Below are 24,956 nucleotides of genomic sequence, written 5' to 3'. Positions count from 1 at the left end.
CTCATCCGCCCCTTGTGGATTTTTACAGGAAGGAAATAATCATGAAAGACCATTTAGTAAAAGCAACGGCTGAGGGCGTGCGCATCTATGCGGCAGTCACGACGGATCTGGTCAACGAGGCCATCCGCCGCCATGACTGCTATCCCGTAGCGGCAGCAGCCCTGGGCCGCACGATGACGGCAGCGCTCTTGATGGCAGCCAACCTCAAGAACAAAGAGGCGCTGACGATAAAATTCGATGGCGATGGCCCGCTGGGCAAGGTGACGGCTGATGCAACGCCGGAGGGCTTTGTGCGCGGCTATATCGACGAGCCCCATGTCAACCTGCCCCTCAACAGCCTCGGCAAAATCGATGTGGGCGGCGGTGTCGGCAAGGGCATGGTGTCGGTCACGCGGTTCACGGGACTCAAGAACCCCATCACGGGCAGCACGGAGATTACCGATGGCGAGATCGCCGACGACCTCACGAAGTACCTCTACGTCTCCGAGCAGACGCCGTCCAGCGTCGGCCTGGGTGTGCTGGTGAATCCTGACTTCAAGTGCATCGGTGCGGGCGGCTTCATCATCCAGCCGCTGCCCGATGCCACCGACGAATGCATCGATAAGCTCGAAGCCAACCTGCGCACGGTCAACTCCGTTTCTCATATGGTCGAGCGCGGCCTCGATGCCAAGGGCATCATCGCCGAGCTCCTGCAGGGCTTTGATGTCAACTACATGACGACGACGGACCTCGCGTTCAAATGCCAGTGCTCGAAGGAACGCATCAGCGAGGTGCTCTTGAGCCTCGGCAAAAATGATTTGCAGACGCTGGTCGATGACGGCCATGCTGAGGTCTGCTGCCATTTCTGCAACGAGAAATACGAGTTCACGGGCGAGGAACTGCAGGCCATCTTTGACGAGTCGGAAAAGCGCCGCAAGTGATATGACCGAAGAAATCTTTCCCTTCGCGGGGCAGGTGGTGCACCTCCGGCGCAAGCGCATCAAGAATATGTACCTGCGGGTGCAGAAGCCCGATGGACATATCGAGATCTCCGCGCCGCTGGCCATGAAACGGGCGCAGATTGAAGCGTTTCTGCTGAAAAACACCGGCTGGGTGCAGAGAAAGCAGCGGGCCATGAAGGAACGGGCTGCGCAGCGGGCTTTGACTTGTCAATATCTGACCGGTCAGAAGCTGCTGGTCTGGGGCGAGGCCTGTGAGCTTGTCGTGCGCAAGGCCAAGGGGCGTGAGGCCTCGGTCTGCCGCAAGGGCGATCGGCTGCTCCTGACCGTGCCGGACTATGCGACAGCAGAACAAAGACGCGATCTTGTGAACGGCTGGTACCGGCAGCAGCTGGCGGCAGTTATCCCTAAGCTGCTGCCCCGCTGCGAAACCATCGTCGGCAAGAAAGCCGCCGAATGCCGCATCCGCAACATGAAGACCCGCTGGGGGACCTGCAATGTCGTAAAGGCTCGTGTCTGGCTCAACCTGCAGCTGGCCAAGTACAAGCCTGAGGCCCTTGAGTATGTCATGCTTCATGAACTCACGCACCTTTGGGTGCATAACCACGGTCCGGCATTCAAGGTCAGGATGGACAAATATTGCCCCGATTGGCGCCGAATCCGCAAGGAACTCAACGCCAATGCAGATTTTTCCTGAGAAACTTGCAGATTTGCATATAGTACATAATGAAAAAGACGCAATGGCGGCTCGTAATGAGCTGCTATTGCGTCTTTTATTGTTCTGCATGGTACTAATAGGCTTAGCGGATGCTGATAGCCGAAAATTCGCTTTTGTCGGCCCGATGATGGGAAATCGAGTATTCAAACGGATGTCCATCGCTAAGGAAGGCGACCTGCTCTACTTCGAGGATGGGCTCATTGGGCGAAAGCTCCAGCTGCTGCTGCTCCATTTCCGTAGAGCGCACGGCCCGGACAATGCGGTGGGCGGACTGGATGCTCAGCTTCAGCGTCTGCTCGATATGATGGTAGATGGAGTCCTCGAGAATCTCGTGACGGATGCCGGGGATGAGCTGGATGGGCATCATGGTGTACTCGACGACCAGCGGTGTATCGTCGAGTATCCGCAGGCGGATGATATCGTAGACGAAGTCCTTGGTGGACATCTGCAGCTTGATGGCTACCTCATCTGACGGATGGATGATTTCGAATTTCAGTACCTTGGTGCGCACCTTGCAGCCTTTATGTGTCTCCATGAAGCCGCAGAACTGATTGCCGGTGCTGATGCTGAGCTGCTTGGCATAATTGTCGTCGAGGGTCTTGACAAAGGTGCCCGAACCGCGTCGCTTGGTCACGAGGCCCTGGTTTACAAGCAGATCCATGGCACGCTTGATGGTGACGCGGCTTACCTGGTATTTGTCGCACATATCCTTTTCCAGGGGCAGCTGGTCGCCGGAGGTGTATTTGCCTTTGCGGATGGCCTGCCGCAAATCATCCGCTATCTTTTCATATTTGAGCATGGCTATCATTCCTTATCTCTATAGTTATTATCATTATACAAGAAAAGAATATACATTTCAAACAGTTTTCTAGAAAAAGACTGGTATTTATACAAAGAAAGCTATTGGCTATCCGGGGGAGGATGGTCAATAGCTTTCTTTGTCGTTTGTTCCACAGGCAGAAATAAAGGGAAATGCCTGTGGATGGGGATTCAGGGGATGAACGTCCAGTTAGATTTCTTCTAGGAAGGACTTCGCTTCTATCCTAGAATATATGAAACAGGTAGTTCTTGTCAAGATATAGGATTATTTTTATATATTTAGAATATTTAAATTGATAAAAAGAATAGTCATATATTAAAATAAAGCTGTGTTTTAAAGTATTGAGACGGAAAGGAAGAGTATCATGAACATTTATCTGGTATGTAATGCAGGCATGTCGACGTCGATCCTGGTCAAGAAGATGCAGGAAGCAGCTAAGGAAAAGGGGCTGGCAGATGCGGATATCGAGGCGTTTTCGGTTGAGGTCCTCGATCGGCGTGTGGATACGGCCGACGTGGTCTTGCTGGGGCCGCAGATCCGCCATATGATTGGCGATGTGAAGAAGGTCGTGGATGGGAAATGTCCGGTAGATGTCATCGACATGCGCGACTATGGCATGATCCGTGGCGATAAGGTGCTGGATAAGGCTCTGAAACTGTTGGGCGCGTGACGGGCAAGAAAGTAAAGAGCATTTGTGGATAGGCGTTACAGGAGGGAAAGAAATTGGGGACAGTTATTTCCAGGTTTGAGCAGGTCATGATGCCACTGGCGGGAAAGATTTCTAGCAACAAGTACCTGCTGGCTATGCGTGATGCGTTTTCGATGCTGCTGCCGTTCATCATCGTCGGTTCTTTTTTCGGTATCATTGAATGGGTAGTCCTTGATCCATCGGGAACCATCATGGGTGAAGATGGTATGAATCTTGGTCATGCCATCACGGGACTTTCTGGTGATGCCTATAAGACCTCCGGTTTTGTTGCGACGATGCAGGTACTGCAGGGGCTTTGCAACAATGTCGTGACGGTAGGTTTTGGCATGTTCTCATTCCTGCTGGTGGCAGCTTTTGCCTATCGGCTGGGCGATATCTGGGGCGGCGACCAGTTCGCCACGGCACTTACTTCCGTTGGTGCCTTCATCATCATGACGCCGCAGCAGGTGATTGGCAAGGCTGGCGATACGATTGGCGGCTTCAGCTTGGAATACTTCGGCAACAAAGGCGTTTTGACGTCTATCCTCGTAGCGACAGTGGCGTCTTGGCTGTTTATCCGGCTATCTAAGAACGAGAAGATCCGCATCAAGATGCCGGATACGGTGCCGCCGGCTGTATCAAAGTCCTTTGCGGTGCTGATTCCCGTGTTCATCACGCTGTTCGTGTTCACGATACTAGCCACAGTCCTGTCGCAGGCTGCGCTGTTTGGCAAAACGGCGCTCAATGATCTCATCTATGCGATTATCCAGGCACCCCTCATGGGCTTTTCTCAGGGCATCGGTTTTTCGCTGCTGTATCAGGGCATCATCTGGTTCTTCTGGTGGTTCGGCATTCATGGCCACAATGTGACGGCAGCTGTTCAGAATATGGTCTATATGCCGGCACAGCTGGCCAATCAGGCAGGCGATGCCTCCTATATATTCAGCAATGGTTTCTTTGAAGCCGGTCTTATGCATATCATGGGCCTTTTGATTGCCATATTCCTGTTCTCGAAACGTGACAGTTGGCGGGCTGTAGCTAAGCTTGGCTTCCCGGCCATGCTGTTCAACATTCAGGAGCCCATTGCCTTCGGCCTGCCGATTGTGTTGAATCCTATCCTGTTGATTCCGTATATCCTGGCGCCTCTTGTCAATACGTTGATTGGCTGGGCCGCCATTGCCACGGGACTCGTGCCGATCTTCAAGTATGTGGTACCGTGGACGATGCCGCTGTTCTTTGGTGGTACGATTGGTACGGGCTCCGTTATGGGCGGCCTGTTGCAAGTGGTGTGGCTGCTGGTGGATATCGTCATTTATGCGCCGTTTGTCATAGCGGCCAATAAGATGAAGGATGAAGATCCGGAAGAAGAGTGACAGGAGGAGAAGGAATGGAGTACAAATTTCCGGATGGATTCTGGTGGGGAGCGGCAACTTCTGGCCCGCAGACCGAGGGCCGTTTCCATAAGGCCCATCGCAGTGTGTTTGATTATTGGTATGATATCGAGCCGGAAGCGTTTTTTGACCGTGTCGGGCCCAATGTGGCGTCGAATTTCTATAACGATTATGTGCAGGATATCGCCTTGTTGAAGGAAATCGGGCTGAACAGCGTCCGCACTTCAATCCAGTGGACGCGTCTCATCAAGGATTTGGAGCAGAATACCGTCGATGAGGAGGCGGTGCGGTTTTATCGCGCTGTGCTGGATGAATTCCTGCGGCAGGGGATACGTCCTGTCATCAACCTGCATCATTTCGACCTTCCCGTAGCGCTGTACAAGAAGTATGGCGGTTGGGAATCGAAACATGTAGTGGATCTTTTCGTGCAGTTTGCCACGAAATGTTTCGAGCTGTTTGGCGACCGCGTCAAGGATTGGGTGACATTCAACGAACCTATGGTGGTGGCCGAGGGCGAGTACCTCTATCAGTTTCATTATCCGAATCTGGTGGATGGCCGCAAGGCCTGTCAGGTCATCTACAATCTGAATCTGGCGTCGGCTAAGGCAATTGCGGCTTTCCGGGCCTCAAAATGCGCAGCGTCTGGCGGCAGGATTGGCATCGTGCTCAACCTTACGCCGGCCTATCCGCGCTCAGAGGAGCCGGCCGACCAGAAGGCGGCGGCATTTGCAGAGGATTTCAAGAACAATGCGTTCCTGTATCCTGCCACGAAGGGGGGATTCCCGGAGTCGTTGGAAAAAGTGTTGGCCGCAGATGGTGTCCTTTGGCAGTCGACGCCAGAGGAGCTGGCCATTATCCGCGAGAATACTGTGGACTTCCTGGGCATCAATTATTACCATCCGTTCCGGGCTAAGGCCAGGGAGACGGCATTTGACGATGATTCTGGCTGGCTGCCGGAAAAATATTTCGAGGAATACGAAATGCCGGGGGCAAGGATGAATCCCTATCGCGGTTGGGAAATCTATCCGCAGGCCCTCTACGATATCGCCATCAATGTGCGGGATAACTGCGGCAATATTCCTTGGTATGTTGCTGAAAATGGCATGGGCGTCGAAGGCGAGGAACGATTCCGCAATGAAGAGGGCTTCATCGAGGATGACTATCGGATTGACTTCTTGAAGGAGCATCTGACTTGGCTGCATAAGGGCATAGAAGAAGGCTCGAATTGCTTTGGCTTTCATATGTGGACTCCAATCGACTGCTGGTCGTGGAAGAATGCCTATAAGAACCGCTATGGCTTCATTGCTGTAGACCTGGCCACACAAAAGAAAACCATCAAGAAATCCGGTCGCTGGATGCATGACGTCAGTGCGCAGAATGGTTTCTGAGGGATAAATACTGTTTGAATAGAAATGACCGATCAAATTGATCGGTCATTTTGGTATGAAAGATTGTATGCAGTTTTGGAAATCTAATAGTTTTTTTATACTGACATTGTAAACTGATTACTATAGTTATCAAGAGTGAAGAAGGTAGTTACATGTCAGAACGGACAACGAATCTAACGAAGAAATTCATCTGTACCGCTTGTGCGCTATCACTGGTCGGGGTAGGTGTGGTGACCGAAATGTCTGAGGGAAGTAATGAGGATACAGAGTCTGCGGCTATGTGGCAGAAGTATGTCAATCAGGCGAAAATCAAAGTCCATACCGATGAAGGCCATTTGGAAGGCTATCAGACCATATCGTGCTTTATGCTGGGGAATAATGCCAGTGCCTTGTATTCGCGGTTCTCGCCATATGCGATTGCAGCTACGGAGGCATATTGGCTGCCGCTTGGTATCTGAGGCAATGGCAGCAGCAGTTTTACATTTACATACGAAAATAAAGAAAGCGAAAGAGACGAGCTCTTTCGCTTTCTTTATGATATATCAGCTTTTGATATTATGCGCAAATTAGAGGGCACGCTGAACCTTACCGGAACGCAGGCAGCGCGTGCAGACGTTGACGCGTTTGATCTCGCCATCAACAACAGCGCGGACACGCTGGATGTTCGGCTTCCAAGCACGTTTCGTCTTCAGATGGGAATGGCTGACATTGTTGCCAGACAGCTCGCCTTTTGCACAAACTTCGCAAACACTTGCCATGTGTTACACCTCCTTAACTGTCGGAGCATAGTAGCCCCTAACACACAATACAAGTATTCTAGCATAAATTCCAACAGGTTGCAAGTAAAAAACCTTGACAGGCTGAAATTATTTGATAATTTTTTCAAGCTGATCGAGACACTGGCTGAATTTGCGGAACGTGATGGCAAACGGCTCGCGGCTCGTCATGTCGACGCCGGCCCTTTGCAGCAGCTTGATGGAGTAGTCGCTGCCGCCGCTGGCGAGGAACGAAAGATAAGCCTGCTGCGCTGGCTCGCCCTGGGTGCGGACTTTCTCCGACAGCGTCATGGCAGCCGCATAGCCCGTCGCGTACTGGTAGACGTAGAAGGGGCGGTAGAAGTGCGGGATGCGCGACCACTCAGCGCGCAGTTCATCGTCAAGCACGACGCCGTTGCCGTAATACTGGCGGTTAAGGTCCATCCAGATGCCTTCGAGTTTGTCGGCGGTCAGAGCCTCGCCTTTTTCCACAGCCTCGTGGGTGAGTTTTTCAAACTCGGCAAAGAGCACCTGACGGAATACCGTCGTGCGAATCTGCTCGAGGTAGAGGTTCAGATAGTAGAGGCGTTCCTTCTCGTCGGCATGTTTTAGCATGTATTCCAGCAGCAGGTTTTCGTTGGTGGTGGAGGCGACTTCAGCGCAGAAAATCGTGTATTCGGAATTGGTGTATTCCTGATTCTTGGCGCTGTAGAAGCTGTGCATGCTATGGCCCATCTCGTGGGCGAGTGTCGAGACGGCATCATAGGTATCGTGCCAGCTCATGAGCACGAAGGGGTGCACGCCGTAGACACCCCAGGAGTAAGCGCCGCTGCGCTTGCCTTCGTTTTCAAGACGATCCACCCAGCCGCCATCAAGACCCGCAAAGAGGTCGGCAAGATACTGCTGGCCTAAGGGAGCCAGCGCTTCTTTTAAGATATGGCGGGCCTCGTTGTAGGTATACGGCGTTTTCGGCTTTTCTACTACTGGCACGTAGAGGTCATACATATGGAGCTCGTTGACGCCTAAGAGTTTTTTCTTGAGCTTCATGTAGCGATGGAGCTCGGGCAAAAACTCGTGGGTGACCTTTATGGTCTGCTCGTAGACGCTGACGGGAATATTGCCCGCATCGAGGGCCCCAGCAAGCATCGAAGGATATTTGCGGGTGGTGCTCAGGAACTGGCTGGCCTTCACCGAGGAGCTGTAGAGGCTGGCAAAGGTGTTGCGGAACGAAAGATAGGTGGTAAAGAGCTTGTGAAAGGCATCGGCGCGCACTTTGCCATCCTGGGAGCGGATGAACTGCATGTAGCGGCTCTCAGATAGGGTCGTAAGCTTGCCATCTTCGCCCAGAGTGTCAGGGAATTTCATATCCGCATTGGTCATAACCGTGTAGGTATTGCGGGCCGTGGCGCGGATTTCGCCGGTGCGGGCGAGGAAGGCCTCCTGCTCCGTGGTCAGCACATGCTCCTTGCCTCGCAAGAGGTCCAGGAAGCGGAACTGGTATTTTTTTAGGCCCGGTAGTTTATCGGCCATGGTACGCAGGGCTTCTTCGGGCAGGGACAGAAGCTCAGGCTCGATAAAGGCGCAGGCCGCCGAGGCTTTGTCCAGGAGCGGCAGGCAGCTGGCGGTATCGGCCTGATATTCCTGATTGGCCGTATCGGTATCGGCCATCATGCGCGCATAGGCAAAGACGGCGCTAAGATTGATTTCCATGGTGTCGACGGCGGTCAGGCAGTCCAGGAGCTGCTGGGGGACAGAGAGCTTTCCGGCAAACTGCTGGATGGTTTCCAGCTGGCCTTCGATGGCGTCCCGAGCCTTTTGCCAATCGGCGTGGGTGGCGAAAATATCGTTAAGATGCCATTTGTCTGCTGCAGGAATGTCCTCCCGGCGGGCTAATTTATTTTGACTTGTCATACTATCGTCCTCTCTATTAGAAAGTTGTTCTCAATTATTATAACACATACCAAGGGGAATCGTAATGTGGTAGAATAAGTAGATATTATATAGAAAGCTTTTGCTATAGTAAGGAGAACGATTTTGATAGAAGATATTTTATGGCTGGGCATCAATGCCAAATATTCCCATACGTCCCTGGCCATTCGTTATTTGCGCGAGGCCGTGCCGGGCTCGCGGATTTTGGAGCTTACCATCAATCATCAGCTTTTGGACATGCTCGGGGAAATCTATGAGCAGCAGCCAAAAGTCTTGGGGATTTCCTGCTATATCTGGAATATCGAGGTGGTAAAACGGCTGCTGCGTTTGCTGCCAGCGGCCCTTCCGGATACCGTTATTATCTGTGGCGGGCCCGAGGTTTCCTATGGCACGGCGGACTTTATGCGGGAATTTCCCATGGTGGATTATGTCCTGCGGGGCGAGGGCGAAGAGTCAATCCGCCAATTGACAAGTCAGCTTTTGACTTGTCAATTTGACCGGTCAAAAGTCAGTGCCCTGCTTGACCAGTCAGAAATCCGCGGCATCGCCTGGCGCGGCGCCGATGGCGCCATTCATGAGGGGCATGATGTGACGGTGGCAGATCTTGCCGCGGTGCCCTTTGCCTATCGCGAAGAAGAAATGGAAGATATTTGCGAGCGCATTCTCTACTATGAGACGTCGCGCGGCTGTCCGTTTTCGTGTGCTTACTGCCTGTCCTGTGCGACGGCGGGGGTTCGTTTCCTGCCGCTTGCGCGCGTCTTTTCCGAGCTTGACTTTTTCGTGCGCCATGATGTGCGGCAGGTAAAGTTCGTCGACCGCACGTTCAACGCCAAGAAAAAGCACTTTCTGCCAATCTTGAAATACCTTTTGGCTCTGCCGGATTCGTGCCGTACGAATTTTCATTTTGAGGTGGCCATCGACTATTTAGACGAAGAAGTGCTGACGGTGCTTAGCCAGCTGCCCAAAGGCCGCGTGCAGCTCGAAATCGGCATCCAGTCCACGAATGAGCAGGTGTTGAAGGCCGTCTCCCGGGTCAATCACTGGCAGGACATCAAGGCGCATATCAATCGCATCATGAGTTTTCACAATATGCATCTGCATGTGGACCTCATCATCGGCCTGCCCGGGGAAGGCATGGCGTCGTTCCAGCGTTCCTTTAACGATGTTTACGAACTGCAGACCGATATGCTTCAGCTGGGCTTTTTGAAATTCCTCAAGGGGGCGACGATGATGAATCTCGTAACCCCCTATGGCTATCAGTACATGCCCATGGCCCCCTACGAAGTGCTCGTGACCGATGCCCTAAGCTATGGGGAGATTCGCTGGTTCCACAGCTTTGAGATGGTCTTTGAGCTCTACTACAACGCAGGCCGCTGCCGCAAGACCGCTGCCTATATCATCCGGGAGCAGGAGGCGGGCGATGCCTTTGCCTTCTGGCAGAAATTCACCGACTGGTGGGAGAAAAAAGGGTTCCATAAAATCGGCCATAGCACGAAAAATCTCTATGGCTATCTGCGGGACTTTGCCTGCGAAGTCTACGCCCTTGATGAAGAACTGCTCGACAATCTCCTGCGCTTTGATGCCCTGCTGGCCGACGGCGGCCGCATCCGTCCCGAGAATCTTGGCTGGAACCGCCAGCACTATCAGGATATCACCGCGGACTTCTGGAAAGGCGCCCCGAACCGCGTACGCGAGTACCTGCCGGGCTATGAATTTATCAACTGGCGGGACGTCAACAAGAAGTACCATATTGAAATCTTTGCCTACCATGTAATGGAGGCAGAAGACAAAACATTGACCCGTCAACAGACGGCGGTATTGTTCGACTACACGGCGGGCGAACCAGTATGTCAAAGGATAAATTTGGAAATCGATGACAGGGCGAATAAGTGATTGGTTTTGGTTGGTGACGTCAGATTCCATTCTCAGCCAGACGTTGGCGAATTTAGGCAATCCAGTTCATCCGTATCATCAACGCTTGGAACAGGACAATCGCGGACAGGTGGAAGGTTATAGCAAAGAACAGCTTTTGTCTGGCCAGGACTTTTCTTTGGATAGCGTGCGGGCGTAGTTTTATTTAGCACAGTTGGACCGGCAAGACGTCAACAGGAATGTGTTACGCGAGTGGTGGCAGGACTAACATCTGCGTTGGAGAGTTCCTTGGCCTTTTATACCGCGAAGATAAAGGATAAAATTGAAGTTGGGGCGTCATTGGCAGGAAAAAGCTGGGAAGATTTATAAATACTTTATGGTGTTTTATAAAAAGGCTATTCAGGCCGATGGTGCATATACAATGGATAGGTTTATTGGCGAGATATTGCGTGAGCTATAAATAATAGAAAAAGATACGCTATTATGCTACAATGAAGGCAAGAGCAAGGTAGTGATTCCATGATTTTCGGGGGGATGAGCTATGAAGATTGCACGGATACGAGAAGCTGTCTTGAAAGTTGTATTGAACTATCCTGTCAGCCGGGTTACGCTTTTTGGTTCACAGGCAGCAGGGCTATCCAAGGAAGATAGCGATGTGGATTTGATTGTAGAGTTTTCTAAGCCTGTATCGCTGTTGACGTTGTCTAGCATGAAATGCGATTTAGAGGAATTGCTGAATAGTAAAGTGGATTTGATACATGGACCAATCAGGGATTCGGATATGATTGAGATTGGGCAGGAGGTTGTCCTGTATGCAGCATAGAGATAAGATTGTCTTGCAGAAAATCATTTCGGAAATAGATGTTGGGACACAAATGTTAGGGGACAGTAGCTTAGAATCATTCTTGCAGAATGAAATGCTGAAAAGAGCTATTGGGATGACAGTTATTAATATTGGAGAACTGATAAAGAATGTAACGGATGAAATGCGTAACGAATATCCTGCTGTCCCATGGAAGCAGGTAGCTGGATTTCGCGACATAACAGCGCATAAGTATCAGACTTTACGCATGGAAGATGTATATCAGGTAGTGGTGGAGGACTTTCCCGTATTGAAAAAACAATTAGCCGCGATAGTTGCGAAGGGATAGGTATTACAGACGCCCGGAGATTGCTGATGCTTTTACATTAGCAGTTTCCGGGTTTGTTGTGTGTAGCGTAGGATGAAATGAATTTTAGTGAGGAATGACATTGGAACAACAAGTGTATCGGACTTTTTCGGATTATTTGAAGGAACGTTATGGGGAGAAGGTATATAAGCTGCCGGTGGCGCTTCCGGTCAGCTGCCCGAATCGGGATGGCTCCTGCGGCAATGGCGGGGCGGGCTGCACGTTTTGTGGCTCGATTGGCGCTGGCTATGAGAATCTGCCGGCGGATATGACGATCACGGCGCAGCTGGCGGCCAACAAGGCCCATATCATCCCCAAGTACAAGGCTAAGAAATTCATCCCGTATTTCCAGAACTTCAGCAATACCTATGCGCCGCTGGAAACACTGCGCGCCTGGGTGCAGGAGGCGGGCGCCGGCGAGGATATTGTGGCGATCTATATTGCGACGCGGCCGGACTGCGTCAGCGATGAATATTTGGCGATGCTGCGGGCGGAAGCAGATAAGCTCGGCATTGATATCTGCGTGGAGCTTGGCCTGCAGAGCGTCAACTACCGTTCCCTGCAGAAAATCAACCGCGGCCATACGCTGGGGGAGTTTATCGATGCGATTTTGCGCATCAAGGCATATGGTTTGCAGTCCTGTGCGCATCTTATCCTGAATCTTCCCTGGGATACGATGACGGACGTGGTGGAAGATGCCAAGGTGCTCTCGGCCTTGGGCGTCGACCAGGTCAAGCTCCATGCCCTCTACATCGTCAAGGGGACAGAGATGGCGCGGCAGTATGAGGCGGGGGAGCTTACGCTCATTTCCCGGGAGGAATACGAGGCCCGGGTCATCAACTTCCTGGAGCATCTGTCGCCGGACATTGTGCTCCAGCGCATCATCGGCCGGGCCCCGGAGACGAATACGCTGTTTTCCAACTGGCACACGGGCTGGTGGAAGATTCGCGACAACATCACCGCCACTATGGCGGCAAAGGGACAGTATCAGGGAAGGCTCTGCAAGTATCTCAATGGGCCGGCTGTAAGAAAGTTTTTGTCCGTCTAAGCAGGATATTGCCTCAGAATGTCTAATATAACAGTATAAAATGACGATAATGCTGTAGATAGACAGTGAAAGGGGCGATACTATGCAGGTATGGATTGAACGAATCGGTCCGCTCGGGGAAAATGAACTCTATGCATTCGGCCCGTCTTGGCAGGATGTGACTGGCCGGGTCGAACTTGATGTCATGGGCAATGGCGTGATACGCCGCAAGCATGTGGCTTTTTCGGAGAAGCAGATGGCTATCATTGCTGCCCGGATTGATGGGTGGATCCGCGATCTGGGCAGCTGTCAGCTTTCCTGCATCAGTGCTGCCGACAAACTGGAGGATGAGCCGGAGCGCCGCTGCCGCTGGAAACCGCGGGCGGCGGATCTGCGTCCGCTGGACCTGCCGATGCGTTCGGTGGCGATTGCCCCCGACCATGCTGCTTGGGAGCAATACGAAACCTGGCTTTGATGAGAGAATGGCGAGAATCTTAACGGGTTCTCGTCTTTTTTTGGCAAGGGGATTAAAATTTCCTGTAAAAATAAGCAAATTATTCTGAAAAGTATTGCTTTTGCCGTTGCGAGCCTTTATACTAAATGTAGGGAATGGCTTATATGGAGGAATACAGTATGAAAAAGGCAATTATCGCAATGATGGCTGTCTTTTGCCTTTGCCTTGTGGGAACGAATGCAGAAGCAGCTGGCAAGAACTGGAAGTTTGTAGAGGCGTCGTATACGGTGCAGCATGGGGATACGCTGGAGGGAATTGCAGAGAAGTACATGGAGAAGAATACCTATGGCCCGCGCGAGCTGCGGGAGTTCATCGCAGGAATCAAGGAGCTCAATGATTGGCTGCTGAAGCGTGACGTTGCGGAGGGTGATACGCTGCGCATCAATTATTGGGAAAAGAAGAACTGACAGGATAAAGAAAGGGCGCCATGCAATCGGTGATGCATGGCGCCCTTTTTGTCTGCGCAGCGCGTGTAGGGAAGCCGGCTGCAAGGTCGTCCGTTCCGTGGTTGGCGATCGGAAGCTGGATGACGCGAGCCGGCGCAAAGATAGGCGGGACAGGATCGCGAGCCAACCATATCCCTGTTGCTATCATTATAGCATAAATCCCTGTCGCTGCGGGCAAAAGAGAGAAAAATAACGGGTATGATAGCTTGCGGTTATATCGTCTTAAGCATTTGTTATTTGTATTTATCCTCAATATGAGGTATTATGATTAGGTAATAAAAACACAGCGCGAAAAAGTTTGCGATGAGGAGGCATTATCCATGCTTGAAAATAAACAGTGGGATGGTTTTTCGGGAAGCCTTTGGCGGGAAGAAATCAATGTGCGTGATTTCATCCAGAAGAACTATCAGCCCTATGATGGGGATGAATCGTTCCTGGCAGGCCCGACTGAGGCGACGAATAAACTTTGGGACAGACTGCAGGCGCTGCAGAAGGCCGAGCGCGAGAACGGCGGCGTCCTCGATATGGATGTGGATATCGTATCCAGCCTGACGTCCCATGGGGCAGGCTACATCGATGAAGCCATGAAGGATTTGGAACGGGTTGTCGGTCTGCAGACGGATAAACCGCTGAAGCGTGCCTTCATGCCCTATGGCGGCATCAAGATGGCAGAGCAGGCCTGCCAGAACTATGGCTATGAGCCGAGTGCGAAACTTCATGAGATCTTCACGAAATATCATAAGACCCACAACCAGGCCGTGTTTGATGCCTATACGCCGGAAATCCGCCGCGCCCGTCACAGCCATATCATCACGGGACTGCCGGATACGTATGGCCGCGGCCGCATCGTCGGCGACTACCGCCGCGTAGCGCTTTATGGTATCGACCAGCTGATTGCCTTCAAGGAAGCCGATAAGGCTAATACCGGTATTGATGGGGTTATGACCGACGATGTCATCCGCCAGCGTGAGGAGCTCACGGAGCAGATCCGTGCGCTGCAGGGCATGAAGGAAATGGCTGCCATCTATGGCTTTGACATCTCGGCCCCGGCCAAGGATGCCCGCGAGGCCGTGCAGTGGCTCTATTTCGGCTATCTGGCTGCCATCAAGACCCAGAACGGCGCCGCCATGAGTGTCGGCCGCATTTCGACCTTCCTGGATATCTACATCGAGCGCGACATCCAGAACGGCAAGCTGACGGAAGCGGAGGCCCAGGAGCTCATCGACCATCTCGTCATGAAGTTCCGCATGGTGAAATTTGCGCGCATCACGTCCTATAATGAGCTGTTCTCGGGGGACCCGGTCTGGGCGACGCTGGAAGTTGCCGGCATCGGCATGGATGGCCGCAGTCTGGTCACGAAGAACGACTACCGCTTCTTGCATACCCTTGAGAATATGGGCCCGGCTCCGGAGCCGAACCTCACGGTGCTCTATTCCTCGGCCCTGCCGGAGAACTTCAAGCGCTATGCGGCCAAGATTTCGGTGACGACGAGCTCCATCCAGTATGAGAACGACGATGTCATGAAGGTGGAGTGGGGCGATGATTACTCCATCTGCTGCTGCGTATCGGCAACCCAGACGGGCAAGGAGATGCAGTTCTTCGGGGCGCGTGCGAACCTGGCCAAGTGCCTGCTCTATGCCATCAATGGCGGTGTGGACGAGAAGTCCGGCGAGCAGATCGGGCCGGAGTACCGCGGTGTCACCGGGGATATCCTGGACTACGAGGATGTCGTGAAGAAATTCGACCGCATGATGGATTGGCTGGCAGGCCTTTACGTCAATACGCTGAACCTCATCCAGTATATGCATGATAAGTATTATTACGAGGCCGCTGAGATGGCCCTTATCGATACGGATGTGCGCCGCACGTTTGCTACGGGCATTGCTGGCTTCTCCCATGTGGTTGACTCCCTGTCGGCCATCAAATACGCCAAGGTCAAGGCCATCCGCAACGACGCGGGCATCGTGACCGATTACGAGACGACGGGGGATTTCCCGCGTTACGGCAACGACGATGAGCGTGCCGACGAGATTGCCAAGTGGCTCTTGAAGTCGTTCCTCGACAAGATCAAGTCCCGTCATACCTATCGCAACTCGGAGCCGACGACGTCGATCCTTACGATCACGTCGAATGTGGTCTATGGCAAATACACGGGCGCCATGCCGGATGGCCGCAAGGCTGGCGTTCCGCTTTCGCCAGGTGCCAACCCGAGCTATGGTGCCGAGCAGAACGGCCTGCTGGCATCGCTGAACTCCGTGGCGAAACTGCCGTATGAGTGGGCCCTTGACGGCATCTCCAACACCCAGAGCATGACGCCGGAGGCCCTTGGCCATAACGACGAGGAGCGTTCCGCGCAGCTCGTGAATGTGCTTGACGGCTACTTCGACCAGGGCGCCCATCATCTGAATGTCAACGTCTTTGGCCGCGAGAAGCTCCTCGATGCCATGGAGCATCCTGAGAAGGAAGAGTATGCAAACTTCACGATCCGCGTCTCGGGCTATGCGGTCAAGTTCATCAACCTGACCCGCGAGCAGCAGCTCGATGTCATTGCGAGAACCTTCCATGCACACATGTAAGGGGTATATCAATGCGGTAGAGAGCTTCGGCTCGGTGGACGGGCCGGGGCTTCGCTACATCTTTTTCCTGCAGGGCTGCCCGCTGCGCTGCAAGTACTGCCATAATCCCGAAACCTGGCAGGGCACAGGCGGCACGGAGATGACGGCGCAAGAGGCACTGGCTAAGGCCCTGCGCTACAAGTCCTATTGGAAAAATGGCGGTGGCATCACCGTGTCGGGGGGCGAGCCGCTGCTGCAGGCAGGCTTTGTCACAGAGTTGTTCACACTGGCCAAGGAGCAGGGCGTTTCGACCTGCATCGATACCTCAGGCGCTGTCTTCTCGCGGGAAGAGCCGGTGTTTTCAAAGCTTGCGTCACTGCTGGCCGTAACGGATACGGTGCTTCTGGACATCAAGCATATTGACATGTCAAAACATCGGGATTTGACCGGTCAAGGCAATGGACAGATTCTTGCTTTTGCCAGATATTTGGCTGAAATCGGGAAACCGGTCTGGATCCGCCATGTCCTTGTGCCGGGCATCAACGATGATGCGGAAAGCCTTGCCAAATTGTCCAGCTTTGTGGCGGGACTTGGCAATGTCCAGCGCTTTGAGGTACTGCCTTATCATCGACTGGCCATCCATAAATACGAAGAACTGGGGCTGGATTACCCTTTGTCCGATGTGCCAGAGCCAACAAAGAAAATGGTAGCAAGGGCAGAAGAAATCCTGCGCACAAGTGAATATCAGGGATATAAACGCTGAATAACAAAGTACGTTCGTCATATCCCATAAATCAGCGGTCCGAAAGGGCCGCTTTTTCTATGCGCAAAAAGCGTGAGAAGGTAGACTTACGCAATAATATTTGCTGAGAAAAAGGGAAATGATTGTTGGTTCGCGAATTTCAAGGCATCAGTAATTGTCAATCATAAAGGAGTAGTGGCTATATGGACAATCAAAATCCTGTCATGGCGGTAGATAAGGCTGATCGCGACAAAATCATCATCAAGACCAGTGTCATCGGTATCCTGACCAATGTGTTACTAGCAGCCTTCAAGGCGGCTATCGGATTGGCGGCCAATTCCATCGCCGTGACCTTGGATGCGGTGAATAATCTTTCCGATGCCCTTTCTTCCGTCATCACTATTGCCGGAACGAAACTGGCGGGAAAACTTCCGGACAAGGAGCATCCCTTTGGCTATGGCCGGATCGAGTACCTCAGCGCCTTGGTGGTGGCGGGCATCGTGCTTTATGTTGGCATCACCGCCGCCGTGGAATCCGTGAAGAAGATGATTTCGCCGGAGGTGCCGGACTACAGCGTGACGGCACTGCTCATCATCGGTGCGGCAGTTATCGTAAAGATAATATTGGGTAGATTCGTCAAGGCGCAAGGGGAAAGAGTAAACTCCGGTTCCTTAGTGGCCTCGGGGTCGGATGCCCTGCTTGATGCGGTGCTCTCGCTATCGGTGCTTATCTCGGCTATCATCTTCATCGCTACCGGCATATCCCTGGAGGCGTATGTCGGTGCAGTAATCTCCGGGTTCATCATCAAGTCGGGTATCGACATGATAAGGGAGACTTTGGATGAGATCCTGGGGAAACGCATGGATAAAGAGATATCCCGGCAATTGAAATCGCTGCTGTCCGATGAGCCCGAAGTGCGGGGGGCTCACGACCTTGTCATCTATAATTATGGCCCCGACAAAGACTTGGCCTCTGTCCATCTGGAACTGCCGGATACCATGAGCGTAAAAGAAGTGGATGGGCTGACCAGACGGTTGGAAACGAAGGTGTTCAAGGCAACGGGCATCATTCTCGCCGCGGTAGGCGTCTATTCCTACAACACGGAGGACAGCAGCGAGGCAGCAAATATTCGTGTTGATGTGACGAAACGGGTGCTGGCCCATGCTTGGGCTCTGCAGCTCCACGGTTTTTACCTGGATGAAAAAGCAAAGGCCATGCGTTTCGATGTGGTCATGAGTTTTGATATACCGCATAAAGAAGGTGTGCGGATTCTCCAAGAGGAGATGAAGGAGGCCTACCCGCATTACGATATTCAGATCGTGCCCGATGTGGATTTATCGGATTGACAATATTGGTGGTTTTTTAAAATTGTATTTGACAAAATCGAATTTTGTTATATAATAAAGCATGTAAGATGAAATGAGGGATATAGAGACTGATATGCAGTAGTGTTTGTATTTCAAAGGAGAGCTGAAAACATGGAAAAACAGGAAATCATCAATGCCTTTCATATGATGTGGGACAATTTTCCGGAGCCAATCATGCTGATTACCAAAGACCGCCAGATTCATGCGGTAAACAAGAAAGCCGCTTCGTTTGGTCTTAATGATCAGATGAAATGCTCCAGCATTGGCAAGCCGGAACAGCATAAGGGCTGCCTTTGCAATCAGGCCGCAGATACCAAGCAGGCCGTTTACAAAGCCTATGAGGGCCAGTTCGGCCGGGCTTATGGTTTTTGGGTTCCTGTAGCCGGTGCTGAGGAATATATCATTCATTTCGGCGTAGGTTCTACTTTCGAGTATCCCCTGTGATGAAGGTTATATAAGTTCTGTTTTCCAATTCGGTTCAGAGAAAAGGAGCTGATGGCATGGAGAAAAAGCGAATCCACAAGGATATTATCATTATCGGTGCAGGTATGGCGGGACTTACAGCAGCCCTCTATGCCGGGCGTATGAATCTTGACGTGCTGGTGCTGGAAAACGGCATTATCGGCGGACAGATTGCAAACGCCACAGGCATTGAGAACTATCCGGGCTTTGCCAAGGTTTCCGGCAAGGAACTTATGGGAACGCTGCAGCAGCAAGCGGAAAGCTTTGGTGCGGTCATTGATGAGTTTGACTCCATTGTGAAGGTGAGCCTTAAAGGGCAGCCAAAACTGGTGGAGACGGAGGAGTATCTCTATGATGCTGATGTCATCATCATCGCCTCGGGCATGAACCGTCGCAAGCTGCCATTGCCGGAGGAGAAAAAGTACGCGGGTAAAGGCGTGCATTATTGCGAACTCTGTGATGGTCATATGTACCAGGATAAGGTGATTGCCGTCATGGGCGGCGGCAATGCAGCTGTGGATGCTGCCAATTTCCTCACGAAGTATGCCAGCAAGCTTTATCTGATCCATCGTTCGGATTTGCGGGCCGATGAAGTCTCGCAAAATAGGTTGAGGGAAAATCCCAAGGCAGAAATCTTCCTGCAGACGGAAATCAAGGGCCTGCAAGGAGAGGGACGCCTGGAGCGCATCGAGGTGCTGGACAAGGCCTCGGGGGAGACGCGCAGCCTGCCCGTGGATGGCATCTTTGTCAATATCGGCGTGGTGCCCAATACGGAGCTTTTCCAGGAAGAGCTGCCGCTTTCGGCCAGTGGCCGTATCGAAGCCGGTGAGGACTGCCGGACAGCCATTCCAGGGGTATTTGCCGCTGGGGATGTGCGGGAAAAGGAAATCCGCCAGCTGACTACCGCTGCCGCTGACGGCACGGCAGCCGCTTTGCTGGCTGAAAAATATCTAGTGAAATTGAAGGAGGGTAATGCAGTATGGTAAAAGTATATTCAATCAATGATTGTCCTTGGTGTGAAAAGGTCAAGAAGTATCTGAAGAGCAAGAATGTGGAGTTCGAGGAGCACAATATCGAGGAAAATGATGCAGACCGCGATGCCTGCTATGAGCTGACGGGAGACACCATGGTTCCTATTACTACAGTCAATGACAAGGATTATGTGCTGAGTTTTGACAAGGCTAAGCTGGATGCCATGCTGGGCCTTTGATAGATCGCGTGCCAGATGTAAGTGAGGAGAACGATATGGGGATTTATGATTTTGTGGTAAAGACCAACAAAGGTGTGGAAAAATCCTTGGCTGATTACAAAGGCAAGGTATTGATAATCGTCAATACTGCCTCCAAATGCGGTTTTACGCCCCAGTTCAAGGAGTTGCAGGACCTCTATATGAAGTACAAAAGTCAGGGCTTGGAAATCCTGGGCTTTCCCTGCAATCAGTTCGCAGAGCAGGAGCCGGGCAGCAACAGCGAGGTGCAGGAATTCTGCCGTTTGAATTACGGCGTGACGTTCCAGATTTTCGAGAAGGGTGATGTGCGCGGCGAAACGGCGCAGCCACTCTTCAAGTATCTGATTGAGCAGCAGGGGTTCAAGGGCTTTGATGCGTCTCATCCGATTGCTGCTAAACTGACGGAGGCTCTCCAGCAGAATTTCCCGGAATATTTGGAAGGGGATTCCATCAAGTGGAATTTCACCAAGTTCTTGGTAGATAGAGAGGGAAATGTGGTGGCCCGGTTCGAGCCGACCTTTGCTCCTGCCGATATGGCTAAGGAAGTTGAGAAATTACTATAACACGATAAGGCAGTCTTCTTCACGACTCAGTGAGGGAGGCTGCTTTTATTTTGATCGTAATTGAATCGATTCCGTAAATGCACCTTTTCGATAACTAAAAAATAAGAGGAATGATAAGTTTCGGTATAGAATGGAGAAGATAACAGAAAAATGCTATGAGTACTGACTCCCAGACGACATAGTGACAATCGAATAGGTGAGGAGTGAAATGTATGGATTCTGCAGTAATTACCTTATGTGTGCTTTGCGTAGCGGGGTTCTTCTTTGCTACGGAACTTATTCCTTTGGCTGTTACGGCCATGGGATCGGCTATCCTGCTGGGCCTGTTTGGTGTGCTTACCCCCGCACAGGTTTATTCTGGGTTATCCAATTCAACGGTCGTTTTATTTGCGGGGATGTTTGTCATCGGTGCGGCGATGTTTCAGACAGGACTCGCGCAGAAAATCGGCGTCACGGTCGTAAAGAAAGCCGGTACCGATGAGAAGAAACTGATGCTGGCCTTGATGGTCATCACCATTGTTCTCTCGGGTGTTTCGTCGAATACGGCGACCGTCGCTTGTTTGATGCCAGTGGTGGTGCAGATTTGCATTGCCGCCCATATTCCCGTATCGTCGCAGCTCATGGGCATGGCATTAGCCGCAAATGTCGGTGGTACCCTTACCCTTATCGGTACGCCGCCGAATATCCTCATGAGTGCGACCCTCGAAACCTCTGGGTACAGTCCCTTTGGATTCTTTGAATTTGCCCTTATCGGTATCCCGCTGTCACTGGCTGGTGTCCTTTACATGATGACCGCCGGGCGGCGTCTGTGCCCGCATAATTATGCGGATAACAACTTGTTCGACCAGGAGTCCGCGGAACCGGAAAATCCGCGCAAGATGCTGATCTGTGCAATTATCCTGATATGTGTGGTTGTAGCGATGGTCTTGGAAAAGGACATTGGCGTGCCGATGCAGACGTCGGCTATTATCGGTGCCCTGGCCTGCGTGTTGACGGGATGCGTGACAGAAAAGCAAGCCTATCAGGGGATTGACTGGGTTACGATTTTTCTGTTCGCCGGCATGCTGCCGCTGGCCAGTGCTATGGACAAGAGTGGTGCGGGCAAGATGATTGCCGATTTTGTCATTGGCCTTATCGGCTCAGAACCTTCGCCCATGGTCATCGTCGTGGCGATGTTCATCCTGTCCTGCGGCCTTACGCAGTTCATGAGCAATACAGCGTCGGCCGCCCTTTTGGCACCGATTGGCATTTCGATTGCGCAGTCGATTGGTGCTTCGCCGTATCCAATCCTCATGACCATCGGCATTGCTGCTTCCTGTGCGTTTACGACACCGGTGGCAACACCGCCGAATACGCTGGTGCTGGGGCCTGGTAAATTCCGGTTTATCGATTATGTCAAAGTCGGCATTCCGATGGTTATCGTGGCCCTGCTGGTATGCGTGGTGGTCATTCCGATATTCTGGCCGTTCTTCCCAGGATGAGGATAGCAAAATATTAGCCTGAATCGAGGAGGAATATCTATGGAACGCGAAAAAATCATTCGGGGTATTGAAGCCTTTGACCCCGAACTGTTTGACTTTATACAGATGGAATTAAAGACTCAGCGCTATACGTTGTCGCTTTTGCCTAACGAGAATTATGCCTCGCCCTTCTGCTCCTATCTGAAGGGGAGCCTTTTAAGCAATACCTATATGGACTATCACGATGTCTTGACCTGCAGCCGTCTTGAAGCGCTGGCCATTGAGCGCGCGAAAAAGCTGTTCGGCAGTGAAGCGGCCATCGTGCGCATCAACAATCTGGTGGCGGCCTCCCAGATTGTCTTCCACAGCTTTGTCAATACGGGGGATACCATCATGTCCTTCAACCTGCGCAAGCAGGAGTATTGCTATACGAAGGACATGAAGTACAACTTCGTCAAGTACAGCATTGAGCCCGAGACCCAGCATCTAGATTATCGTCATATCGAGGCGCTGGCCAGTGAGTGCCATCCCAAGATGATGATATTTTCCCCAACCAATTATCCGAAGGATGTCAACTACCGGAAACTGGCGCAGATTGCGCATGGCGTCGGCGCTGTGCTCTGGGTCGATATGAGTGCGGTGGTTGGCTTGGTAGCGGCCAAACTCATGAATTCTCCGGTTCCCCATGCGGATGTGGTGACCTTCTACACCCACGATACACTGCGGGGACCGCAAAGCGCTGTTATCCTGACGAATAGCGAGAATGTGGATAAGCTCAATGAGATTGCCATCAACACCGGCCATGTCTATCTGCAGGAAAACATCCTGGCGGCGCTCTGCATCGCCTTTCGGGAGGCGGAAACCCCAGAGTTCGTCAATTACTGCCAGCAATGCCTGAATAATGCCAATGCGCTGATGAATTCCCTCAAGGAAAATGGCCTCAATATCGTTTATCATGGCACCAATAGCCAATATATAGCTCCCGAAGTACATTATAGGGACCGCGGAGCTTTCTTGGCGCAGGTCAAGCAGGCGGGGTTCATTGTCAAATGTGACAACATCATGACATTTGACGATGACAAGACGATTCCGGCTCTGCGGCTGTCGAGCTTGATTCCGACGACCAGAGGCATCAAGGAAGAAGAAATGGTGGAAGTGGGGCGGCTGCTGACCCGGGCTATTGTTCCTGAGCTGGAGTCCAAACAGATTGCCAAGATCCGTCAGTCATTGGCTGAGATTGTGTTTACCAAGCCACTGTTTTCGGAGGAATGGCTGCCGCGGAAAAATATTGTCAATCCCCTCTATAGTTCGCATAACATCAATTATTCGCGGGAACTCTATGCGGCCAATAAGAAGAACTTCCTCAAACATCTTTTTGGCTTTGATGATTAATATCATTGACAAGAATTTTCTGACGTAATATAATGTCAACTGTGATATAAATCACGGTAATAATTACATATTCAGGGAACAGGTGCCATCGAAGATGGCCGAAGAGAAAAGCCGGTAAAAACCGGCGCGGTCCCGCCGCTGTGAGGGGAGCAAACCTGCAACGATGCCACTGGATGAGATCTGGGAAGGCGCAGGCAAGCGATGAACCGAGCCAGAAGAACTGCCTGTCCGAAAGTCACCGAGTTGACTTGTCGATTGACATTTGACTAGTCAAGCCACCTGCGAGCGATGGGAAGGGGACTTCTGAATATCTAGTGAAGGATAGCAGAGGTCTTTTGGCGCGCGCTAAAAGACCTCTTTCTATTTTATCCAAACTAATAGGGGGATTTTACTATGAAGAACTGGAAAAAAGCATTAGCTGTATCTCTTGCCTGCACGGCAGCATGGGGCATTGCTGCTCCGCAGACCGAGGCTGCTTATCAGCTGAACCCGGAGGTCAAGAAACCGACGATGGCACTGAAGACGGCATCGGAGATCGGCGTGCTCAAGAACGAGAATCCAGAGCTCAAGAACCTTGCCAATAAAGATGCTATCGTTGTCATGACCTTTGGCACGACGTTCAAAGATACGCGTGCTAAGACCATCGATGCTACGGTCAACGAGATTCAGGCTGCCCATCCGAACGTTAAGGTCGTAACGGCTTATACGTCCCATATCATCATCAAACGCGTAGCAGAGAAGGAAGGCATCAAGTTCCCGACGCCGGAGGAGGCTCTCGAGCAGCTCAAAGCTGATGGCTATAGCCGCGTAGCGCTTGTTTCCCTCGATGTTATCCCGGGCATGGAGTACAACTACGACATGGGCGTTTATCAGAACTACAAGAACCAGTTCAAGAAGATGACGCTGGGCACGCCGTTGATGTACTGGCAGGGCCAGGAAGAGCAGGCTGATGATGTGACGGAGACTCTCAAGGCGCTGTCCTCGCAGTTCCCGAAACAGGGCAAAGATGATGCCATCCTGATCATGGCTCATGGCACGCCGAACATCTCTAATGCTTATTATTCCGTTATGCAGGCTAAGCTCGATGAGATGGGCTGCAAGAACGTCTTCATCTACACGGTTGAGGGCTGGCCGAATCTCGAGACGGTCCTGCCGAAACTCAAGAAGAATGGCATCAAACATGTTACGCTGATGCCGATGATGATGGTTGCTGGCGATCATGCCAACAACGATATGGCTGGCGACGAGGAAGATTCGCATAAATCTGTCCTGGAGAAGGCTGGCTACAAGGTTGATGCCTATATCCATGGTATTGGCGAGAACAAGAACATCCGTGATCTCTATGTTTCTCGTGCCAACGATGCTTGGAATGCCTTGGAGGCTGACAAATAATCTGTTTCGTGCAGATTGGGACGCGTGCGATTTTTCGCACGCGTTTTTCTTATAGGGAGATTGCAGGAAAAAATCCTTAGGATGCGGACATTTTGCTTGACGCTGGCCCCAGAACTCTTTATAATGAATCTGTAATTTGA

At 51.8% G+C, this 24,956-nt stretch carries 25 protein-coding genes and 1 riboswitch; of the genes, 22 read left to right on the top strand and 3 right to left on the bottom strand.

What is annotated here, in order from left to right; translation table 11 throughout:
• Positions 1 to 41 precede the first annotated feature (41 nt).
• On the top strand, positions 42 to 920 hold the full coding sequence (gene hslO / locus BM322_RS03065) for an Hsp33 family molecular chaperone HslO (protein ID WP_075428389.1): 879 nt from the start codon (positions 42 to 44) through the stop codon (positions 918 to 920).
• On the top strand, positions 892 to 1,635 hold the full coding sequence (locus BM322_RS03060) for a SprT family zinc-dependent metalloprotease (RefSeq protein WP_177220801.1): 744 nt from the start codon (positions 892 to 894) through the stop codon (positions 1,633 to 1,635). The genes hslO and BM322_RS03060 overlap by 29 nt, the downstream gene beginning before the upstream one ends.
• 103 nt (positions 1,636 to 1,738) lie before the next feature.
• Here BM322_RS03060 and BM322_RS03055 read toward each other — a convergent pair whose 3' ends face one another.
• Positions 1,739 to 2,455, bottom strand: a complete 717-nt coding sequence (locus tag BM322_RS03055) for a GntR family transcriptional regulator (protein WP_075428387.1) — start codon at positions 2,453 to 2,455, stop codon at positions 1,739 to 1,741.
• A gap of 385 nt (positions 2,456 to 2,840) precedes the next feature.
• On the opposite strand from BM322_RS03055, the gene BM322_RS03050 reads away from it, so the two are divergent.
• The 4 genes from BM322_RS03050 (at position 2,841) to BM322_RS03035 (ending at position 6,401) form a co-directional block, all read left to right on the top strand.
• Positions 2,841 to 3,146 carry a PTS sugar transporter subunit IIB gene (locus tag BM322_RS03050; RefSeq protein ID WP_075428386.1) on the top strand — a complete coding sequence of 102 codons (306 nt, stop codon included), beginning with the start codon at positions 2,841 to 2,843 and terminating at the stop codon, positions 3,144 to 3,146.
• Between the two features lie 53 nt (positions 3,147 to 3,199).
• Positions 3,200 to 4,537 (top strand): PTS sugar transporter subunit IIC, encoded by a 1,338-nt coding sequence (locus BM322_RS03045; protein ID WP_075428385.1) that lies wholly within the window; start codon positions 3,200 to 3,202, stop codon positions 4,535 to 4,537.
• Between the two features lie 14 nt (positions 4,538 to 4,551).
• Positions 4,552 to 5,943, top strand: coding sequence for a glycoside hydrolase family 1 protein (locus BM322_RS03040; RefSeq protein ID WP_075428384.1), 1,392 nt, complete (start codon positions 4,552 to 4,554; stop codon positions 5,941 to 5,943).
• Positions 5,944 to 6,095: 152 nt separating this feature from the next.
• Positions 6,096 to 6,401 (top strand): hypothetical protein, encoded by a 306-nt coding sequence (locus BM322_RS03035; protein ID WP_075428383.1) that lies wholly within the window; start codon positions 6,096 to 6,098, stop codon positions 6,399 to 6,401.
• 108 nt (positions 6,402 to 6,509) lie between these two features.
• On the opposite strand, the gene rpmB is transcribed toward BM322_RS03035, so the two are convergent.
• The gene (gene rpmB, locus BM322_RS03030; RefSeq protein WP_075428382.1) at positions 6,510 to 6,701 is read right to left on the bottom strand and encodes a 50S ribosomal protein L28; all 192 of its coding nucleotides are present in this window, start codon (positions 6,699 to 6,701) and stop codon (positions 6,510 to 6,512) included.
• A gap of 108 nt (positions 6,702 to 6,809) precedes the next feature.
• The gene (pepF, locus tag BM322_RS03025; protein WP_075428381.1) at positions 6,810 to 8,609 is read right to left on the bottom strand and encodes an oligoendopeptidase F; all 1,800 of its coding nucleotides are present in this window, start codon (positions 8,607 to 8,609) and stop codon (positions 6,810 to 6,812) included.
• A 123-nt stretch (positions 8,610 to 8,732) separates the two neighbouring features.
• On the opposite strand from pepF, the gene BM322_RS03020 reads away from it, so the two are divergent.
• The 16 genes from BM322_RS03020 to BM322_RS02945 all read left to right on the top strand — a co-directional run bounded on the left by BM322_RS03020 (position 8,733) and on the right by BM322_RS02945 (position 24,816).
• A complete protein-coding gene (locus tag BM322_RS03020) occupies positions 8,733 to 10,520 on the top strand; it encodes a B12-binding domain-containing radical SAM protein (protein WP_318254507.1) in 1,788 nt (595 codons plus the stop codon).
• A 520-nt stretch (positions 10,521 to 11,040) separates the two neighbouring features.
• A complete protein-coding gene (locus BM322_RS03015; protein ID WP_075428379.1) occupies positions 11,041 to 11,322 on the top strand; it encodes a nucleotidyltransferase family protein in 282 nt (93 codons plus the stop codon).
• On the top strand, positions 11,312 to 11,650 hold the full coding sequence (locus tag BM322_RS03010; protein ID WP_075428378.1) for a DUF86 domain-containing protein: 339 nt from the start codon (positions 11,312 to 11,314) through the stop codon (positions 11,648 to 11,650). Before BM322_RS03015 ends, BM322_RS03010 begins: the two co-directional genes overlap by 11 nt.
• A 100-nt stretch (positions 11,651 to 11,750) precedes the next feature.
• A complete protein-coding gene (locus BM322_RS03005; RefSeq protein WP_407047819.1) occupies positions 11,751 to 12,716 on the top strand; it encodes a TIGR01212 family radical SAM protein in 966 nt (321 codons plus the stop codon).
• An 82-nt stretch (positions 12,717 to 12,798) separates the two neighbouring features.
• Positions 12,799 to 13,170, top strand: coding sequence for a hypothetical protein (locus BM322_RS03000; RefSeq protein ID WP_075428376.1), 372 nt, complete (start codon positions 12,799 to 12,801; stop codon positions 13,168 to 13,170).
• A gap of 158 nt (positions 13,171 to 13,328) precedes the next feature.
• On the top strand, positions 13,329 to 13,616 hold the full coding sequence (locus tag BM322_RS02995; RefSeq protein ID WP_075428375.1) for a LysM domain-containing protein: 288 nt from the start codon (positions 13,329 to 13,331) through the stop codon (positions 13,614 to 13,616).
• 359 nt (positions 13,617 to 13,975) lie between these two features.
• A complete protein-coding gene (gene pflB / locus BM322_RS02990) occupies positions 13,976 to 16,231 on the top strand; it encodes a formate C-acetyltransferase (RefSeq protein ID WP_075428374.1) in 2,256 nt (751 codons plus the stop codon).
• Positions 16,218 to 16,973, top strand: coding sequence for a pyruvate formate-lyase-activating protein (pflA, locus tag BM322_RS02985; protein WP_075428373.1), 756 nt, complete (start codon positions 16,218 to 16,220; stop codon positions 16,971 to 16,973). The genes pflB and pflA overlap by 14 nt, the downstream gene beginning before the upstream one ends.
• A 182-nt stretch (positions 16,974 to 17,155) precedes the next feature.
• Positions 17,156 to 18,298 carry a cation diffusion facilitator family transporter gene (locus tag BM322_RS02980; protein WP_075428372.1) on the top strand — a complete coding sequence of 381 codons (1,143 nt, stop codon included), beginning with the start codon at positions 17,156 to 17,158 and terminating at the stop codon, positions 18,296 to 18,298.
• A gap of 132 nt (positions 18,299 to 18,430) precedes the next feature.
• Positions 18,431 to 18,763: a hypothetical protein gene (locus BM322_RS02975; protein WP_075428371.1), complete on the top strand. Its 333-nt coding sequence runs from the start codon at positions 18,431 to 18,433 to the stop codon at positions 18,761 to 18,763.
• 56 nt (positions 18,764 to 18,819) lie between these two features.
• Positions 18,820 to 19,767 (top strand): NAD(P)/FAD-dependent oxidoreductase, encoded by a 948-nt coding sequence (locus BM322_RS02970; RefSeq protein WP_075428370.1) that lies wholly within the window; start codon positions 18,820 to 18,822, stop codon positions 19,765 to 19,767.
• On the top strand, positions 19,761 to 19,991 hold the full coding sequence (locus BM322_RS02965) for a glutaredoxin domain-containing protein (protein WP_075428369.1): 231 nt from the start codon (positions 19,761 to 19,763) through the stop codon (positions 19,989 to 19,991). The genes BM322_RS02970 and BM322_RS02965 overlap by 7 nt, the downstream gene beginning before the upstream one ends.
• A gap of 35 nt (positions 19,992 to 20,026) precedes the next feature.
• Positions 20,027 to 20,572, top strand: a complete 546-nt coding sequence (locus BM322_RS02960; RefSeq protein ID WP_075428368.1) for a glutathione peroxidase — start codon at positions 20,027 to 20,029, stop codon at positions 20,570 to 20,572.
• 212 nt (positions 20,573 to 20,784) lie between these two features.
• A complete protein-coding gene (locus BM322_RS02955) occupies positions 20,785 to 22,053 on the top strand; it encodes an SLC13 family permease (protein WP_075428367.1) in 1,269 nt (422 codons plus the stop codon).
• A gap of 39 nt (positions 22,054 to 22,092) precedes the next feature.
• Positions 22,093 to 23,424 (top strand): hypothetical protein, encoded by a 1,332-nt coding sequence (locus BM322_RS02950; protein ID WP_075428366.1) that lies wholly within the window; start codon positions 22,093 to 22,095, stop codon positions 23,422 to 23,424.
• Between the two features lie 63 nt (positions 23,425 to 23,487).
• Positions 23,488 to 23,667, top strand: a riboswitch (cobalamin riboswitch).
• Positions 23,668 to 23,817: 150 nt separating this feature from the next.
• Positions 23,818 to 24,816 (top strand): sirohydrochlorin cobaltochelatase, encoded by a 999-nt coding sequence (locus tag BM322_RS02945; RefSeq protein ID WP_075428365.1) that lies wholly within the window; start codon positions 23,818 to 23,820, stop codon positions 24,814 to 24,816.
• Positions 24,817 to 24,956: the final 140 nt, after the last annotated feature.

It is taken from the genome of Selenomonas sp. GACV-9 (assembly GCA_900116485.1).
In the GTDB taxonomy this organism is placed as follows: Bacteria; Bacillota; Negativicutes; order Selenomonadales; family Selenomonadaceae; genus Selenomonas_A; species Selenomonas_A ruminantium_G.
Note: the sequence above shows the minus strand (reverse complement) of the source record. Positions and strands in the feature narration are given on the sequence as shown.

Bases quoted from the DNA above. Each gene is read 5' to 3' on its own strand.
- BM322_RS02955 (WP_075428367.1), top strand. From the start codon at position 20,785: ATGGATTCTGCAGTAATTACCTTATGTGTGCTTTGCGTAGCGGGGTTC.
- BM322_RS03035 (WP_075428383.1), top strand. From the start codon at position 6,096: ATGTCAGAACGGACAACGAATCTAACGAAGAAATTCATCTGTACCGCT.
- BM322_RS02945 (WP_075428365.1), top strand. From the start codon at position 23,818: ATGAAGAACTGGAAAAAAGCATTAGCTGTATCTCTTGCCTGCACGGCA.
- BM322_RS02960 (WP_075428368.1), top strand. From the start codon at position 20,027: ATGGGGATTTATGATTTTGTGGTAAAGACCAACAAAGGTGTGGAAAAA.
- BM322_RS02965 (WP_075428369.1), top strand. From the start codon at position 19,761: ATGGTAAAAGTATATTCAATCAATGATTGTCCTTGGTGTGAAAAGGTC.
- rpmB (WP_075428382.1), bottom strand. From the start codon at position 6,701: ATGGCAAGTGTTTGCGAAGTTTGTGCAAAAGGCGAGCTGTCTGGCAAC.
- BM322_RS02975 (WP_075428371.1), top strand. From the start codon at position 18,431: ATGGAAAAACAGGAAATCATCAATGCCTTTCATATGATGTGGGACAAT.
- BM322_RS02995 (WP_075428375.1), top strand. From the start codon at position 13,329: ATGAAAAAGGCAATTATCGCAATGATGGCTGTCTTTTGCCTTTGCCTT.
- BM322_RS03040 (WP_075428384.1), top strand. From the start codon at position 4,552: ATGGAGTACAAATTTCCGGATGGATTCTGGTGGGGAGCGGCAACTTCT.
- BM322_RS02970 (WP_075428370.1), top strand. From the start codon at position 18,820: ATGGAGAAAAAGCGAATCCACAAGGATATTATCATTATCGGTGCAGGT.
- pflB (WP_075428374.1), top strand. From the start codon at position 13,976: ATGCTTGAAAATAAACAGTGGGATGGTTTTTCGGGAAGCCTTTGGCGG.
- BM322_RS02950 (WP_075428366.1), top strand. From the start codon at position 22,093: ATGGAACGCGAAAAAATCATTCGGGGTATTGAAGCCTTTGACCCCGAA.
- BM322_RS03055 (WP_075428387.1), bottom strand. From the start codon at position 2,455: ATGCTCAAATATGAAAAGATAGCGGATGATTTGCGGCAGGCCATCCGC.
- pepF (WP_075428381.1), bottom strand. From the start codon at position 8,609: ATGACAAGTCAAAATAAATTAGCCCGCCGGGAGGACATTCCTGCAGCA.
- BM322_RS02980 (WP_075428372.1), top strand. From the start codon at position 17,156: ATGGACAATCAAAATCCTGTCATGGCGGTAGATAAGGCTGATCGCGAC.
- BM322_RS03015 (WP_075428379.1), top strand. From the start codon at position 11,041: ATGAAGATTGCACGGATACGAGAAGCTGTCTTGAAAGTTGTATTGAAC.
- BM322_RS03000 (WP_075428376.1), top strand. From the start codon at position 12,799: ATGCAGGTATGGATTGAACGAATCGGTCCGCTCGGGGAAAATGAACTC.
- BM322_RS03010 (WP_075428378.1), top strand. From the start codon at position 11,312: ATGCAGCATAGAGATAAGATTGTCTTGCAGAAAATCATTTCGGAAATA.
- hslO (WP_075428389.1), top strand. From the start codon at position 42: ATGAAAGACCATTTAGTAAAAGCAACGGCTGAGGGCGTGCGCATCTAT.
- BM322_RS03050 (WP_075428386.1), top strand. From the start codon at position 2,841: ATGAACATTTATCTGGTATGTAATGCAGGCATGTCGACGTCGATCCTG.
- pflA (WP_075428373.1), top strand. From the start codon at position 16,218: ATGCACACATGTAAGGGGTATATCAATGCGGTAGAGAGCTTCGGCTCG.